At 45.4% G+C, this 16,890-nt stretch carries 13 protein-coding genes and 1 tRNA gene; 5 read left to right on the plus strand and 9 right to left on the minus strand.

Annotated features, from left to right (window positions below; genetic code table 11):
• Window positions 1-13: 13 nt before the first annotated feature.
• Window positions 14-727 (minus strand): phosphoribosylaminoimidazolesuccinocarboxamide synthase, encoded by a 714-nt coding sequence (gene purC / locus AB1I50_RS01565; RefSeq protein WP_407724456.1) that lies wholly within the window; start codon window positions 725-727, stop codon window positions 14-16.
• Between the two features lie 240 nt (window positions 728-967).
• Between purC and AB1I50_RS01570 the strand changes: the two genes are divergently transcribed.
• A tRNA-Leu gene (locus AB1I50_RS01570) sits at window positions 968-1,054 on the plus strand.
• Between the two features lie 366 nt (window positions 1,055-1,420).
• Window positions 1,421-2,371, plus strand: a complete 951-nt coding sequence (locus tag AB1I50_RS01575) for a CPBP family intramembrane glutamic endopeptidase (RefSeq protein ID WP_407724457.1) — start codon at window positions 1,421-1,423, stop codon at window positions 2,369-2,371.
• A 205-nt stretch (window positions 2,372-2,576) separates the two neighbouring features.
• On the opposite strand, the gene AB1I50_RS01580 is transcribed toward AB1I50_RS01575, so the two are convergent.
• Genes AB1I50_RS01580 through AB1I50_RS01590 form a run of 3 tightly spaced genes read right to left on the minus strand, consistent with a single transcriptional unit; the run spans window position 2,577 to window position 5,053 of the window.
• A complete protein-coding gene (locus AB1I50_RS01580) occupies window positions 2,577-3,311 on the minus strand; it encodes a CpsB/CapC family capsule biosynthesis tyrosine phosphatase (RefSeq protein ID WP_407724458.1) in 735 nt (244 codons plus the stop codon).
• A gap of 13 nt (window positions 3,312-3,324) precedes the next feature.
• Window positions 3,325-4,383 carry a 3-isopropylmalate dehydrogenase gene (gene leuB / locus AB1I50_RS01585; RefSeq protein ID WP_407724459.1) on the minus strand — a complete coding sequence of 353 codons (1,059 nt, stop codon included), beginning with the start codon at window positions 4,381-4,383 and terminating at the stop codon, window positions 3,325-3,327.
• A gap of 37 nt (window positions 4,384-4,420) precedes the next feature.
• Entirely contained in the window at window positions 4,421-5,053 is a 633-nt protein-coding gene (locus tag AB1I50_RS01590; protein WP_407724460.1) for a histidine phosphatase family protein, read from the minus strand.
• A 127-nt stretch (window positions 5,054-5,180) separates the two neighbouring features.
• On the opposite strand from AB1I50_RS01590, the gene AB1I50_RS01595 reads away from it, so the two are divergent.
• The gene (locus tag AB1I50_RS01595; protein WP_407724461.1) at window positions 5,181-5,849 is read left to right on the plus strand and encodes a helix-turn-helix domain-containing protein; all 669 of its coding nucleotides are present in this window, start codon (window positions 5,181-5,183) and stop codon (window positions 5,847-5,849) included.
• 291 nt (window positions 5,850-6,140) lie between these two features.
• Here the strand turns inward: AB1I50_RS01595 and AB1I50_RS01600 are convergent, their stop codons facing one another.
• Both AB1I50_RS01600 and AB1I50_RS01605 read right to left on the minus strand, forming a co-directional pair.
• Window positions 6,141-6,818 (minus strand): DUF4956 domain-containing protein, encoded by a 678-nt coding sequence (locus AB1I50_RS01600; RefSeq protein WP_407724462.1) that lies wholly within the window; start codon window positions 6,816-6,818, stop codon window positions 6,141-6,143.
• Entirely contained in the window at window positions 6,811-7,527 is a 717-nt protein-coding gene (locus tag AB1I50_RS01605) for a polyphosphate polymerase domain-containing protein (protein WP_407724463.1), read from the minus strand. The genes AB1I50_RS01600 and AB1I50_RS01605 overlap by 8 nt, the downstream gene beginning before the upstream one ends.
• A 184-nt stretch (window positions 7,528-7,711) precedes the next feature.
• Here AB1I50_RS01605 and AB1I50_RS01610 point away from each other — a divergent pair, with 184 nt between their 5' ends.
• Entirely contained in the window at window positions 7,712-8,386 is a 675-nt protein-coding gene (locus tag AB1I50_RS01610) for a response regulator transcription factor (RefSeq protein WP_407724464.1), read from the plus strand.
• Window positions 8,383-9,666 (plus strand): sensor histidine kinase, encoded by a 1,284-nt coding sequence (locus AB1I50_RS01615; protein WP_407724465.1) that lies wholly within the window; start codon window positions 8,383-8,385, stop codon window positions 9,664-9,666. Before AB1I50_RS01610 ends, AB1I50_RS01615 begins: the two co-directional genes overlap by 4 nt.
• 447 nt (window positions 9,667-10,113) lie before the next feature.
• On the opposite strand, the gene pulA (AB1I50_RS01620) is transcribed toward AB1I50_RS01615, so the two are convergent.
• The 3 genes from pulA (AB1I50_RS01620) to AB1I50_RS01630 form a co-directional block, all read right to left on the minus strand.
• The gene (gene pulA, locus AB1I50_RS01620; protein ID WP_407724466.1) at window positions 10,114-13,344 is read right to left on the minus strand and encodes a type I pullulanase; all 3,231 of its coding nucleotides are present in this window, start codon (window positions 13,342-13,344) and stop codon (window positions 10,114-10,116) included.
• Between the two features lie 154 nt (window positions 13,345-13,498).
• Complete coding sequence (pulA, locus tag AB1I50_RS01625) at window positions 13,499-16,345, minus strand: type I pullulanase (protein ID WP_407724467.1); 2,847 nt, start codon at window positions 16,343-16,345, stop codon at window positions 13,499-13,501.
• Between the two features lie 191 nt (window positions 16,346-16,536).
• On the minus strand, window positions 16,537-16,866 hold the full coding sequence (locus AB1I50_RS01630) for a metallopeptidase family protein (RefSeq protein WP_407724468.1): 330 nt from the start codon (window positions 16,864-16,866) through the stop codon (window positions 16,537-16,539).
• Window positions 16,867-16,890: the final 24 nt, after the last annotated feature.

A 16,890-nucleotide genomic window follows, 5' to 3' on the forward strand; every position in this document is an offset into this window, starting at 1 on the left:
TCTTAATTATAGATTATTCACCGAGTCCTACGCGCTTCATCATCTCGGCATAAGCCTCTTCTACACCGCCCATATCTCTGCGGAAACGGTCTTTGTCGAGCTTTTCGCCTGTCTCAACATCCCAGAAACGGCAGGTGTCGGGTGAGATTTCGTCAGCGAGAATGATTGTGCCGTCGGGAAGTCTGCCGAACTCAATCTTAAAGTCGATAAGGTCAACCTTGCACTGCTTGAAGAAGTCAAGCATAACCTCGTTGATTTTAAGAGTGTACTTGGCGATTGTGTCGAGCTCGTCCTTAGTAGCCGCGCCGATTGCGATAATCTGGCTGTCGTTAATCATAGGATCACCGAGATCGTCGTCCTTAAGGCAATATTCGAGTGTAGGATTTTTAAATGCTGTTCCCTCGGGAACGCCGAAGCGCTTTGAGAACGAACCTGCCGCCTTGTTGCGGACAATTACCTCGAGAGGTACGATTTCTACTCTTTTAAGAACCGCGTCACGGTCGTTAAGCTCCTCAACAAAGTCTGTGGGAATTCCGTTTTTCTCGAGCAGCTTGAACATAAAGTTGCTCATACGGTTGTTAACAACGCCCTTGCCTACGATTGTTCCCTTTTTCTCGCCGTTAAAAGCGGTAGCGTCGTCCTTGTAGGAAACGATGCAGTATGCGGGATCCTCGGTAGAATATACCTTTTTTGCCTTGCCTTCGTACATAAGCTCTTTCTTATCCATTATGATTCCTCCATATAAATATGAAATTTAAAATAACAATACAAGGTATATTATAGTATAACTCCGCAGATTTTTTTAGCTGAATTAGAATTAAAAATAAATTTTTATGAATGATATAAAATATGCTTAATATAGGCTGAATTATTGGATATTTTTTACTTTATTGATATAATCTATCAATATAAAAAATATCACTTGATTTTTTTCGAAACATATAGTATAATAAATCTCGGTAAATTTGCCGGTGTGATGGAATTGGCAGACGTAGCGGACTCAAAATCCGCCGGTAGCGATACCGTACCGGTTCGAGTCCGGTCACCGGCACCATAAAAACCAGATACCCAAAAGGGTGTCTGGCTTTTATTTTACCAGCAATTAGGTGACCGGACTCGAAGGCGAGCGAAAAGAAAACAGTCCCGTGGACTGTTTTCCGCGAGAGAGCTACGCTTACTTATAGATTAATACACACCGCATAAAACGAGCAGATACATTAGTTTTATGGTGCACAGGTCACCGGCACCAACAAAACAAGACACCTCTTAGGGTGTCTTGTTGTTTTTACAAGCAAGAAGGCGACCGGACTCGAAGGCGAGCGAAAAGAATTAAAGTTCACTTGATTTTTACTATTTTGTAATTTGACATTAAGATTGCATTATTATATAATTAAATCACCAAATTGAAAGAGGTTTATATATGGGTTCAAAAAACAATTCAAATGTACGCGATTATCTGAGCTATCCAAAGCAATTTTTGCTGTACAAGTGGTACAAGCCGCTTCTTGTAACACTTTTGGGCGGTGCATTCTTTTTTGTATTCACCGTTGTGCTAAGCATAATAGGGTTTGTTCTCGCGGTATCTCAGGGTTACAGTCCGCAATCATTTATGGCTTCGCTTACAGGCGGATATGACGGCTTTGACGCTTACTCACCTGTCGGGGCTATTATGTCGCTCGGCTCGATTACATGCTTTATTCCTGCGCTTTTACTCAGTAACAGGATTGTAAACAGCCGTCCGTTCTCATCATATTCGTCATCGAGAGGCGGATTTAACTTTGTTGAATTTTTCAAATGTATGGTTGTCGCTCTCATCGTTTTGGGACTTCCGATAATTATTGCTTCGTTAATATACGATGAAAAAACAGGTGTAAATAAATTTACGGTATTCGGATTTATCATCTGCACAATTTTAGGACCGTTGCAGTGCGTTGCCGAGGAATATGTTTTCCGCGGTCACTTAATGCAGATGTTCGGCTCGTGGATTAAGCTCCCGGTTATTCCGGTTATTTTGCAGACAATTTGCTTTGCGATAATGCACCCGTACAACATTGTCGGTGTAATATCTGTAGCGATTTTCGGTTTGATACTCGGTTTTTGCGCTTATTTCACTAAAGGTCTTGAGGCAAGCTCTGCACTGCATATTGTGAACAATATGGTTGCGTTTTACTTAACCGGATTCGGAATCGGCGGTATTTCAAAAGATGTGGAAATAGCATCTACAATTCTTACTGCCGTTTGCGCATTGATTTACCTCGCTTTTATGATTTTCGCAAGCAAAAAGCTGGGTTGGTTCAGCAAGGTTAAAAAGGACGACGTTGCAGAGTTCAACGCTAAAATTGAAGCGCGCAGGCAGGCGAAGGCAAAATAATTGATATTAAATACACACTAAAGGAGCTGAGAAATCGGCTCCTTTTCTTTTATTCAGAAAAATTTTTATATTTTTTTCAAAAAAAATTGTAACCTAAACGCCTTCTGATACTATTCTCTGATAGAAAGTTGTCTAATTTCTATCAGAGAATAGTATTAAATAACGTAAAAAGGAGCCAAAATTCGGCTCCTTTATTTTGTGTTTATTATACTTCTTCATAGCCTGTTGCGGCGTTGAAAATCTTTTTGGAATTGCGCATCATATTTCTGAGCGTATGCCTGCCGCACTTTGCTTCGATAGTTTTACACGCCTGAGAGAAAACCTCGGGGGTACTGTGAGTAAAGGAATGGGTGTCCGAGCCGAGAATATCAATCAAACCGCCGTCAATCATCTTAAGCAGCTTGCGCTTTTTGAAGAACGACGCTTTGTCGGTGTAGTTGCTGATATTCGTCTGGATAACAACTCCCAAATCCTTTAAATCGCGGATAATGTCGTTGTGGCTCATCAGGTATTCGTAACGCTCAACGTGCGGAATAACAGGGATTAGCCTGTGATTCTGCATGAGGATATAAATCCACTGCATATCCTTCTCGTTAAACTGCATACTATACGGAAATTCCGTCAGAATATAATTTGATTTGCCGTAGGTTATCTGCGATAAATCATCGTTGTTAAACAGATAGCTCGTAACATAAACCTCTGTTCCGAGCACAAGGTTCACATCGTCGGGAATATACGGCTTAAACTTCTCAAACGCCCTTGCGCGCTTTTCCAAAAAACGTTCAAGGCTGCGCTCGTTTGTGTAGAAGTGCGGCGTAAGGCAGATATTTGTAACGCCCTGGCTTTTTAGGCTTTCAATCAGGCTTATGCTGTCCTCAACCGTCTTTGCGCCGTCGTCAAATGCCGGCAGAATGTGAGAGTGCATATCATAAAACTGCATAGAATATCACCGGTTAAAGCTCTGCGCAAACAAGGTCGCCCATCTGCTCGCAGCTTACCTTGTTCATTCCGTCTTCGTAAATATCGGGTGTGCGGTTGTTAAGAAGAACCTTAGACACAGCCGCTTCGATTGCCTCTGCAGCCTCGGGCTGATTAAGGGAATATCTGAGCATCATAGCGACTGAAAGTATGGTCGCGAGAGGATTTGCAATACCCTTGCCTGCGATATCCGGAGCAGAGCCGTGGATAGGCTCGTAAAGTCCGAGCTTACCGCCTGAAAGGCTTGCTGAAGCGAGCATACCGATTGAGCCGGCAATCATTGACGCCTCGTCCGAGAGGATATCTCCGAAGATGTTTGAGGTTACGATAACGTCAAACTGCTTGGGGTTGCGTACAAGCTGCATTGCGCAGTTGTCAACGTACATATGGTTAAGCTCAACCTCGGGATAATCCTTGCTTACTTTAATTACGGTTTCTCTCCAAAGGCGTGAGGACTCGAGAACGTTTGCCTTGTCAACGCTTGTGAGCTTTTTGTTTCTCTTCATAGCAAGGTCAAAGGCTACGCGAGCGATACGCTCAACCTCAGCTACAGAGTATTTCTCGGTATCCCACGCAAAGTCGTCTCCCCTGCCGCGTTCACCGAAGTAAATACCGCCTGTGAGCTCACGAACAATCATAATGTCCATATTGTCGCCGATAATCTCGTCCTTAATCGGAGACGCGCTTTTGAGAGGTCCGAAGATAACCGACGGACGGAGATTTGCGAAAAGTCCGAGTGCGCCGCGGATTCCTAAAAGTCCTGCCTCGGGACGGTTATTGCCGGGCTGGTTATCCCACTTGGGACCGCCTACAGCGCCTAAAATTACGCTGTCGCTCGCCTTACACTTTGCAACTGTCTCATCGGGAAGCGGAACGCCTGTTGCGTCAATCGCGCAGCCGCCGAGGAGAGCCTCGTCGTATTCTACGGTGAAATTAAACTTTTCAGCCGCCTTGTCAAGCACCTTAACAGCCTGATTTACAATCTCAGGGCCGATACCGTCGCCCTTTAAGAGCGTGATTTTGTAGTCTGCCATTTTAATTACTCCTTATATAATAAATATTTTATACTGATTAATCATCCTCGTCCTCTTTAGGTACGGGGATTTGCTGATATACCTCGGTTACTTTATCCCTTTGCCAGAGCATAGGCGTTATCCTAACCGAATAACCGCAGCCGCTGTCCATCGTCCATTCAAAGGGCTTTGCCTGGGGAAGTCCGTAAACCGCGAGTAAGGTCATTATTACACCGCCGTGGGTGACGATTACGCTCTCGGTCGTGCCGGTTTTCATAAGGCCTTCGACAATGCTCTCGAACATTCTGCAAATTCTGCGGACAAAATCCGCGTTGCTCTCTCCCCTCGGCGGTTTAACGGTGTTATCTCCGGCAAGCCACTTTTGAAAGTCAGGATCGTCCTTTAGCTCGTCGGCGGTTTTCCCCTCCCACTCACCGAAATTGCACTCGCTTAAATTTGCGATTACAAGAGGATTTATGTCGGGATATAAAATTTTGCAGGTCTGCGTACAGCGCTTTAACGGGCTTGAAAAAACAACCTTTGTGTATGGGTATTTGCACTCGTAGTCGAGCTTACGCAGGGCGGCTTTGCCCTTGTCGGAAAGCTCCGCGTCAGTTGTGCCGATGTACTTGCCCGATAAGGTTTCGTCAATCGCGCCGTGGCGGATAAAATGAATAACGTAACTTTTCATAAAAGCTCCAAAATTCTGTTTACAAACAGTAAAAAATCAATTATACTATTTGTAGAATAGATGGTATTTGGCAATTGATTGTCAATCACCAAACTATATTATACTATGTTTCAAAATGAGGTGTCAAGTGTTGAACAGTGATTTTCCGAGAATTATTACATTTTTACGCAAGGAACGCGGACTCAGCCAAAAGCAGGTATCGCAGGATTTGGGTATTTCGCAGGCGCTTTTGTCGCATTACGAAAAGGGGATCCGCGAGTGCGGACTTGATTTTCTGGTAAAGGCGGCGGATTACTTTGAGGTATCGACCGATTATCTTTTGGGCAGGACGGTTCAGCGTAAGCCTGCTTCCGTAAGCGCGGATGACATCCCCGAAAGCGATGAAATCAAGCACTTGCAGGGTAATATGATTAATCAGGTAAACCGCAAGCTGATAATGAACACGACTACGGTCATCTTTGACCTGCTTGCGCAAATCGGTGAAAAAAAGCTGACCAACGCGGTCAGCAACTACCTTATGTGCGCGGAGTACCAGATTTTCAGGACGATTTACTGCGCCGACAAGACAAATACCCAGACAATGTTCTCGATTGACAGAGGAAGATATCAAAACCTGACCTCTGCCTCGATGATAATTGATTTAGAAATTATCGACACGCTGATTGAGAAAAACGAGCTGTCGCTCGCCCTCTCGCCCGATATTATTTCGAGCTACTTTGACAAGGGCGCGTCATCGCTGTTTAACCTGATACAGTTCTCGGAGAGGAACATCAAGGGTTTTGCGCAGAGAAGCTGAGGATAGAGTTAAGAGTTAAGAGTTAAGAGTTTAGAGTTTAATTATATTAAAGGAAAAATTGGTATATCACGATTAAAACTGATTGTAAGATAAACGCGGTTCTCTTTCAAGGGCGCACATTATAGTGCGCCCCTACGATTGTTAAAGAAAACTTGCGCTGATTCATACGCAAGCATCGAAATACTATTTATTAAACTCTAAACACTAAACTCTATTTAAAAGCCAGACAGCATGTCATTTCTGACAGACTGCCTGCGGAGATTATTTATTAAAAAAATTAGATGATATCAATTATAATGTTACTTCGGGGACTGCCGGAATCATCACTGAGATTTCGAGGTTGCCGTTACGGCATCTTAAATCATTGATGAAGTCCTGAATATCGTCCTCGCTTTTGAGCTCAATATTGTAGCTGAGCTTATAAAGACTTCCCATATTTGTTGTCTTTACGTTCTGAAGCTTATACGTCTTTGTGTACTTTTCGAAAACATCGTCAAAGGAATGAGCGTAATTCAAATCCTCGGGAACTGTGATTTTAAGCTCTCTTACAAGGTCGTCCTTCTCTTTGAGCCTGATGAAGGAAGCTATAATCATTGCAATGCAGAGGATTGAAACAATCACAATTGCGAGTCCGATATAGCCCATAGCTGTCGCAAGACCTGTTGCCATTGCAAGGAAAATGCTGACAATCTCTTTTGCCGAGCCTGCAACGCTTCTGAAACGTACCAGCGAGAACGCTCCCATTACGGCTACACCTGTGCCGACGCTTCCGTTAACGAGCATTATTACCGTCTGAACGATTGCCGGTATCAAAAACAGCGCCAGTAAAAAGCTTTTGCTCTGTTTTGCGCGGAAGTTTGCGGTGAAGGCGATTAATCCACCAAGCACCAGCGACACCGCCGTGCAGATTAAATAAGTTTGAATTGTGAATGTGTCGGTATAGATAGCAGAAAATAAATTGTTAAGCACAGTAACGACCTCCGTTCATATTTCTCTGAGTTACAGTTGCGTAGGCTGTTCCGTATTTTGAGAACGAGCCGGGGAAGATTTTGAGCTCATTGAGCGCGTTTGTAAGCCACATCGGCATTGCCTTGAGCGCCTTAATCTCCATAATGCACATGTCGGGTGATAAAATTCTCTCTCCGAAGCTTCCCTTTGAAAGCTCGAGGTTATCTGTTCTGAATCTTACGTTTTTGTCGAATGTGATTCTGAGGTTAAAATCGGTTTTGCTGTAAAAAGCTGTTCTGTCGTAGGCTATGAACATCTGAGGCTTTAAGCCGTTGTAGAAGTGCATTGCCCAGTCGATTTCTCTCATAATCTGCGAATCGTTCGGCATTATACCGTCGTTAACGTAATCCATAGCGGTTGAGTATTCAAGAGTTTGACGTCTTTTATAAACAACGCCGTTGTACTTTTTCTTAAGCTCGAGGAACACGTTACTTGTCTGCTTTGGTGTAAAGTAGCTTCTGAGTCTGAGCTTCTCTTTATAGATAGGCTTTTCGATTGAGTTTCGGATAAGCCTGTAATCATCTGTGTCAAAGTAGAGGCTACAAACCGTGCTCTCGCCGTACTCATCCGCCTTGATATACTCTCTGATTTTTTCTAACAGCTGTCTGCGCTGTTTTACTGTGATGATGTACTTTTTTTCGGTTCTCTCAAAAATTGTCTGAATTCCCATATTGATGCCTCCCTTGTCTTTGCTGAGTTAATCATAAAGGTTAAAACTTAAAAAACGCTTAAAAACTTTTAAGAAATAAATTATTAATTTTAAAAACTTTTCTTAAGGATTATTTAAGGCTTGTTATCTATATTTAATTATAGTAAAATTAATACTATAGATATTATAGAAAGCGGGGTTTATTATGAACATACTTATAGTTGAAGATGAAAAAAGACTGGCGAACGCCCTAAAGCAGATTTTGCTCGAGCAAAAATATATGGCGGATGTTGTCTACGACGGCAACGACGCGCTTGATTACGGCTTAAGCGGAATTTACGACCTTATTATATTAGATATTATGATTCCCTACCGCGACGGCTACGAGGTAGCGTATGAGCTTAGGAAGAATAAAATTGAAACTCCGATTCTTATGCTGACGGCTAAGGACGCAGTGTCCGACAAGGTAACAGGACTTAACCGCGGAGCTGACGACTATATGACCAAGCCGTTTGCTCCGGAGGAGCTTTTGGCGAGGGTAAAGGCGCTTACAAGGCGCAGAGGCGAGGTAATTATTGACGAGGCTGACTTCGGTGATTTTAACTTTAACGCCTCTACCAGCACGCTCACAAAAGGCTCAAAGTCGGTTCACCTGAACTTTAAGGAAGCCGAAATTTTGAAGCTTTTAATTGCAAACCGCGATATCATACTCTCAAAAGAGGATATTATCACTAAGGTTTGGGGATACGACTCCGACGCAGGCTCAAACAATGTTGAGGCTTATATTTCATTTTTAAGACGTAAGCTGAACTTTGTTAATTCTTCTACAGAAATAAAGGCGATTAAAAAGGTCGGCTACAGATTGGAGAATAAAGGATGATTAAGAAACTAAGACGGCGGATTATCCTTGTAAATATGCTGCTTGTCGGAATTGTTATTCTTTTGATTTTTACCGTTGTATGCGTGAACAGCTACTCAAACTCTGTTCACGAGCTTGAACGCGGACTTACTATGGTAGCCGAAAAGGAAGTATTTAAGGGCAATCAGTTTGGCGAAAACGCGCCTGTGCAGATACAAAACAACGCCGAAAATCCTCAGAACAATATGATTGGCAAGCGCGGCGGAGACAATATTGAACGCCCGGTGCAGATTAGCTCGTACATAATCGTGACAACCGACAAGGACGGAAACATCACCGACACTCAGGAAAGCAACATCACAATGGAGGATTCCGACCTGAAGGAATGTGTTAAAACCGCAATTGAGAGCAAGGAAATGTCAGGTCAGATTAGCAGTTATAACCTGATGTTTGTTAAGCTCGACGGTATGGATGGATATACAATCGCACTTGCGGACTCGAGCGGAATTAACACTAATCTAAGGAACACCCTGTTGCTGAATTTCGGGCTGTTTATCGGCAGTATGGGCATTATATTTTTAATTAGCTTTTTACTTTCGAGCTTTGCTGTTAAGCCTGTTAAGTCGGCTTGGGAACAGCAAAAGCAGTTTGTCGCAGATGCGTCGCACGAGCTGAAAACTCCGCTCACAGTTATTTTGGCTAACAACAACATTATGATGTCGCATACAAATTCGACCGTTAAGGATGAAAAGCAGTGGCTTGAAAGCACCGAGGAAGAAGCTCAGCATATGAAGAGCCTGATTGACCAAATGCTGTTCCTCGCGAAATCCGACGCAGGCGAAACAAATGTCGAGATGTCCGAGGTGGATTTCAGCGAAATTGTCGAGGGTACATCATTAAACTTTGAACCTGTGGCGTTTGAAAAAGGCGTTATGATTGATCCGCAGATAGACAGCGAAGTTACTCTGATAGGCAACGCCACTCAGCTCAACCAACTATCTCATATCCTTATTGACAACGCGGTTAAGTATTCCGAGGAAAACAGCACCGTCACTATAAAGCTGAAAAAACACAGCGACGGCGTTGAGTTTTCGGTAAACAACTTCGGAAGCGTTATCAGCGAGGATGATTTGGAGCATATCTTCGACCGTTTCTACCGCGCCGAAAAGTCCAGAACAACTAAGGGCTACGGCTTGGGACTTTCTATCGCCAAAAAGATTGTTGAGAGCACTAACGGAAAACTGACCGTGCAGAGCAACGAAAAGGACGGCACGACATTTACCGCGATATATAGGAAGTAATAATTAACACCGTAGGGGCGGACCTGTGTGTCCGCCCGCAGGACAGGAACAAATCATTTGATATATATATAAACGTTTTGTGTGCCGAATTATGCGTTCGTTTATCGCGATAAAATCGGATTGTTCGGTAATTACGCATATCGTTTCCGCGGGCGTGCAATGCACGCCCCTACAATGTAACGGAAGGGTTGGCAATATCAAAAACGTCTGCCCCCTCCGTCATTTTCGCAAGCGAAAATGCCACCTTTTTCTGGCGAAAACGGCAACCCTTTTGTCACTTCGTGACATTTCCCCTAACAGGGGAATTTCCCGCAAGCGGTGGAGGCTTTAAATATTTTAAATCGGAGCGGAGCGACCCTCAATTATCCATTATCAAATATCAATTATCAATTCAAAAAAACGAACCGGCTCAAATCAATGAGCCGGTTCTGTTTATTTTAGATTAAATTATCTAAATGGTTCTGCTTCGGGGTTTTCGTCGGGATTCTCTGTATAGAATGAGAGGTATTCGTTTGAAGCACCGTATTTGGAATCGTTAATAACAATCCACATCTCATTCTGGTTGAAGCCCTCGTAGTCCTTTGTCTGGTTAGCACCGTTTGAGCCGCCCGAAACGATGAGGTTGTAAGTACCTGCCAGCAGACTGCCGTCCTTCACGTTCTCGTAGGTGAAGTTGTAGTCGTACCAGCCGTCGCTGTCCTCGTCAAGCGCGGGCTTTCCTGCCCATGTACCGCCTGTAAAGTTCTGGTCGGCAAGGTGGTTTCCGCTGAGGTCGGAAGCCCAAATCCAGAGGTACGGATCAAAGGTCAGCGAACCGCTGTGCTTGAGGTGTAAAGCTACCTCGCGGTTGCCGGGTACATAGTAATAGTTAATTACAAGCTTGGGACCGTACTGAATCTGACCCTCGGTCTTTTGAGGAAGCTTGGTCTCGTCAAGGGCGTAGCCCATTACAACATAAGGGTCGGACTTAAAGCTCTCGCCTACTCTGCCGTTGATTGTAATTGTCGAATCCTTGAACTTGTCAACCTTGCCCTTGTCGTCGGTGTAGTAATAGTTAATCTCTACCTCGCCTGTGGCAACACTGTAATCTGCAAGGTGCTTTTGCATCATAATAGCGTCGAAAATATCAACGTTTCCGTCGCAGTTAAAGTCGAGATTCTTGTTGGGCATAGGAGCTTTTTCCACAAGAATCTTTTGCAGATGGGCTACATCAAGAACCGAAATCTCGCCGTCGCCGTTGAGGTCTCCGTTAGTTTTGAGAGGCTCGGGGATATAGTCGGAATATACGAAGGTAACTGTCTTGGTATCGTCCGAGTAAACGCCTGTAGCGTCGCCTACGGTGTAAGAGTACTCAAACTTCGGGTCGATTCCTGTTGAAGGAGCTACCTGATAGCCTGTGCCGAGCTCGCCCTGAAGTGTTACGGAAGGAGCAACATCAGCGCCGTTCTCGTCGCCGTACTTATACTGCACGTTAACTCTGCCTACCGAGGAGTCAATCGGGTTAGCTGTAAAGCTTTCCTTATCAACAGCTACCATAGCGGAATACGCCGGAACTGTAAAGGTCTTGCCCTCAACCTCACCGAGGCTGTCTGTACCTGCGAGCCGGTCGTTGGCAACGATTACCCACTCGTCTGCGCTTGCAGCGCTGATATTAAGTGTTTGTTCAGTAGCAGCCGCATTGTAGATAACGAGCATTTTGTTCCACTCGCCCTCGGTGTCGTTTGTAATCTCAAAGCTTACGTTGTTTGAGTTTACGTCAAGGCTGGGCGGAGTATTGAAGAACTTAAACGCGTCCTCATAGGTCTTATCCATCGCTCTGAGAGGTGAAAACGCCTTTTTAATCTTCATCATACCGCTGTAGTAACCAACCAAATCGGCATAGTTTACGATGTTTGACCAGTCGATTTTGTTAATCTCGGGTGATGATTTATAGCTGTTTGTATCACCGAACTTTGTACGCGCCATCTCGTCGCCTGCAAGGTAGAAGGTAACGCCCTGTGTAGTGTTGAGAATAGCCGAGGCTAACTTGCTCATCTTAACGCTGTCGCCGTCGCGGAGTCCCCACTTTTTGCCTGTAGACGCGGTAATCTGATCGTAAAGCGTAGCGTTATCGTGGCAGGCTGCATATGTTACCGTCTGTGAAGGAGCTGATGAAGTCCAGCCGAAGTCGGTAGCGTTAGGCGGCTTAACGGTATTTGCACGTGCACCGTAGCGGATAGCCTTAGCATAAGAGGTGTTGCCTGCGATAAAGCCCTTTTCGTTAATATCAAAAACAGTACCCTTAATGCCGTTACGAACCTGGTCGTTAAAGAAAGCAACTCTGTCGCTTACCTTAGAGGCGTTTGCCTGAGTAGCGGCATAGAACTTCTCGCCGGTGTAGGTCTTTGTGTCGTGGTATGAGGTTCCGCCTGTCCAGCCCTCGCCCCATGTTGTGAGCTTGGGGTTAATCTCGTCGAGCTCTGCACGAATCTGGTTCATACACTCAACGTCCATAAGTCCCATAAGGTCAAAGCGGAAACCGTCAACGTGATACTCGTTAACCCAGTATTTGCAGGAATCAACAATGTACTGTCTTGTCATTGCGAACTCTGTAGCAACCTCGTTGCCGCAGCCTGAGCCGTCCGAGAACACGCCTGTGCTTCTCATTCTGTGATAGTAGTAAGGAACAGTAGCCTGGAAGCAGGAGTCAGCCGCCGAGCAGGAGAAGGTGTGGTTGTAAACAACGTCCATTACAACCGAAATACCTGCGTCGTGCAGAGCCTTAATCATCTGCTTACACTCGTTAATTCTAACATTACCGTCGTAGGGGTTTGAAGAATAAGAGCCCTCGGGAACGTTGTAGTTCTGAGGATCATAGCCCCAGTTAAACTGGTCGTCAGAGCCTGCCTCGTTAATTGACTGGAAGTCATAGAACGGGTTAATCTGAACGGTGGTAACGCCGAGCTGCTTGAGGTAATCAATACAGGTGGCAACTTTTCCCTCATTGTTGATGGTTGTGCCGGTCTCGGTAAAGCCGAGGTACTTACCGCGGTTTTGTTCACTTACGCCCGAGGTCTTGTCCCACGAAAAGTCCTTAACGTGAACTTCCCAAACCTGAGAGTCGGTCTGCTGATTGGGAACGATATGAACGTCGTTATTCCAGCCCTCGGGGTCGGTGCTGTCGAGGTCGCAGACCATTGAACGTCTGCCGTTAACGCCGGTTGCAACCGAGTAAACGTCCTGAGTCTCGGCAACCTGAGGCTCGGCAATAGCCTTGCCTGCCTTGTCGAAAAGGGTTGATGTGATTGTGTAGGTGTAGTAGGTGTTTACGATGTCACCCTCTACGGTAGCTGTCCACACGCCTGTCCATTTGTCGTCGTCCATAAGCTTTTCCATCGGCACTGTGCCGAGGTTTGCAGCTCCGGGCTCGGAATCCGAACCGGTAGCGTAGCGGTTAAGAGTAACCTCTGTAGACCTTGGCGCCCAAACCTTAAACACGGTTTTCTCAGGTGAGTAATTTGCGCCGAGGTCGCCGCCGTTGTAGGTGTATTCGGTGTCAACAGCCTGATTTGCAAGGTTGTAATTGTTGGCACCGACCTGCTCGTCGCCTGAGTTAGCCGCAAAAGCGGTAACAAGGCTTGTTGAAGCGAGCATACATACAGCAAGCACAGAAGCTACAATTTTCTTTGTAGTTCTCATAAGAATATTCCTCCTTATTATTTTTAATTTAATTCCGTAAACGGAAATAACTACCACATTTAAAGTTGAAAGTTTTTAAAGGCTCCACCGCTTTAAATTTAGAGGAAACGTTTCCTCTAAATTTATTAAACTCTAAACTCTTAACTGTAAAAACTCACTCAACAATGTCCATTCGCGCCATTAGCTTTTGTTTGCGCTTATAGCTTGAATAGATAAATGAAGCTATGCACAATGCGAAGATCACTCCTGCGGTAATTCCGACGCCGACTAACATTCCTGCATACGGATTCGGACGCGAGGTGTAGCGGTAGAGCACGTTTATCTCGCCCTTTTTGAACACGCCGTCGCAGTTATCGGGAAGCTCGATGAGATTCATATCCTCATACTCATTGTCGTTAGCTCTGTAGTGCTCCCCTTCCTTGCCCTCTAATGTGTTTGTATCGAGGATTTTGCCGGTGTCAGCCATATAGACGATGTTGACCTTGCAGATTGATTTGTCGGTATCGTCGGTGATTCGCGTGTACTTATATTCTACAGTTACATCGCCGCCGGGTGATATGCCTGCGCCGTTGTTAGGAAGCTGGTCGAGCACAAGCGTGTAGTTTTCGATATCGGGAAGCTTCGGGGTGAAATACGGCTGTCCCTGACGGTTGCGGATAACATATGAATCCGCAAGCTCAGAGCCGTTGATATCGTCAACATACTTTATGGTAATAGTTGACAGCTTACCCTCGAACTCCTCAACATAAACATCTGCACGTCTGATTTGCTTTGTAAATTCGCCGCTTGTATCGCCAGAGGACGACTTGATGTCGTAGTTGAGCGAAGAAGCGATATCCGCAACGTTGTAGGTCTTGCCCACCTCGTCGGAAACCATTTGAGTTCTGATTTTTTCCTTGGTCTTATTGTCGTAGTAATTAACGACAAGCAAGCCCTCGTACTCCTCAATCGAGGAATTTTCATAGCTTGTTTTGTCAATAAGAATCGCGGCTGAATGGGGCTTTACGTTGATATTGCCCGATACCGTTCCCAAGTCGCGCAGACCTGCGGTTTCCTCATTCGCAATCTGAATCCACTCGTCCTCAAGATTAATATTCTGAGCGTCGGAGCCGCCGTTGAAAATCACCGTCATCAGCTTCCACTTGCCTGACTCGGTGTTGTGGATTTTGTATGCGCAAACGCCTGACGGCATATTTTCGAGCGATTCGATATTATTAGCGGTCATAGCCGTGCAGTCGGATAATGCCGCAAAGTTTTCGCGAATTCTGAGAAGTCCGCGATAATACTCGATTAGGTCGCTGTACTTTTCGATACTCTTCCAGTCAAGCATATTTTCCTCTCGCGATGAAGCGTAGGAATTTTCATCGCCGTCCTTACTGCGCGCGAATTCTTCGCCGCCGAGGAAGAACGGAATTCCCTGAGAGGTCATAACGATAGCCGCCGAAAGCTTATTCATAGCGACTAAGTTTTCGTCACGGTCGCGGTATTTGCCGTTGTTATAGACGGAATCTACGAGCTTATCGTATAGCGCGAGATTGTCGTGGCAGGAAGCGTAGCTTACGCACTGGGTAGGAGCGCTCGCCCAGCCTGTGCTTGAATCGGACTGTCCGAGGAAGCCTGTCTTGATACTCGAACGGCTTGAACCGTTCTGAACAAAGCCAACTCCGCCGCCGAAGGTGCTGCCCTTGATACCGTCGCGCAGGGTATCGTCAAACGCACCGATACGCGCGTTGAGCTGCTTTAGGTTATTTTGATTTGCCATTACGGTGTTCGGCGCGGCAAAGGTGTCCATATTCCACGCCTCGCCGTACATCAAAATCTTCTGACCGCTGCCGTCCTCGTAGAGCTTATCGAGAGCCTCGCGGATTGCGTTCATTGTGGTGACGTCGTGAAGTCCCATAAGGTCAAAGCGGAAGCCGTCGATGTGGTATTCCTTTGCCCAGTAGGTTACAGAATCAACCATATATTTTCTGAACATAAGGTGCTCGGAAGCGGTGTCGTTGCTGCAGCCCGAGCCGTTAGAAAAGCTGCCGTCGGGATTAATACGGTAGTAGTAGTTAGGCACGGTGTACTGGAACCAAGAGTCGGTCGAGAAGGTGTGGTTATAAACCACATCCATTACAACGCCGATCCCCGCGTTATGGAGCGCCTGAATCATCTGCTTGCACTCTTTAATTCTGGTGTTGCCGTCGTAGGGATTTGTAGAGTATGAGCCCTCGGGACAGTTGTAGTTAACAGGGTCGTAGCCCCAGTTGTACTGCTTCATAATGTCCTTGCTCTCGTCAACCGAGCCGAAATCGTACATTGGCATAATCTGCACGTACTTAACACCGAGCTTTTTAAGGTAATCAACGCAGGTCGGAGTACCGCCCTGAATACCGTCAATTGTCGTTCCGCTCTCGGTAAACGCGAGGAATTTTCCGCGGTTTGCTTCGCTCACGCCGCTTGTCTCGGACGATGAGAAGTCGGCAACGGAAATTTCCCAAACGGACGCATTTGTCTGCTGAGCAACATAAACGTGATTGTCATTCTCCCAGTTGGGCGGATTTACAGCTGCAGGGTTCACTACCATACTGCGTAGTCCGTTAACTCCGCAGCCCTTGGCGTAAACGTCTCCTGTAACCTTGGTTTCGTCGCCGTAGGTTACTGAATAAGTATAGTATTTTCCCGAGAGGTCGCCGCTGATTGAAGCCGACCAAACTCCGGTTTTTTCGTCCAAGGTCATATCCTTTGTCTTGATAGACTTGCTTCCCTCTGCCTCGCTGCCCTTGTCGTAAAGGTCAAGGGTAACCTCGTCGGCTGTGGGAGCCCAAACCTTGAAGGTTGTTGAATTGGAGGTGTAATTTGCGCCTAAGTCGTTGCCGTTATAAGCCCATTTGTCGAGCTGTGCGGCGTACAGGTGAAAATCTGTGATTTTGCCGTCCGCCGAAACGGAAGCTGCACTCATACCGGTAATCATAATAAACACCAAAACTCCTGTCAAAATTCTTTTGAAATTCAAAATAATGCCTCCTTGCAGGTGCACTTATTCAACTTATTTTATCACATTTGTTAGTTGATTTTAATTCTAAAAGAGAATATAACTCTTTATTCAATCCGTTTAGACCATAAAAGTTTTGTTGTGATTTATGTGTAATTTGCACAACAACAAAGCAAAAATAACCCCTGTGAATAATCACAAGGGTTAAATTCTCACTTAGGCTGAACGCCGTTTCTTTTTAAGTAGTCCAAAATCTGCTCATCGTCCATAATTCCGAGGTCATCGCAGCCTGCGAGGTGCTCGTTATGATGCCTTAATTCATGGCGCAGAATACGGTCGAGTTCTTTTCGAAGCCGCTCTTTGTCGGCGTTACCGTATACTCTGGCGATAGAGCCGTAGTAAAAGACAATCGCGTTTCCGAGCGAATTGCGTATGTACTCCGCCATAATAAACAAGTCATTGTGCAGTGCTGCGGGATGAACCTTTAACTGAGGTAAAAGCGATATTCCGCAGTTGAGCTCGCGGTAGAGCTCATAAGGCATAGAATCCGCAATTTCGTCGAGCAG

It is taken from the genome of Ruminococcus sp. NATIVEDY161 (assembly GCF_045819895.1).
Lineage (GTDB): Bacteria > Bacillota > Clostridia > Oscillospirales > Acutalibacteraceae > Ruminococcoides.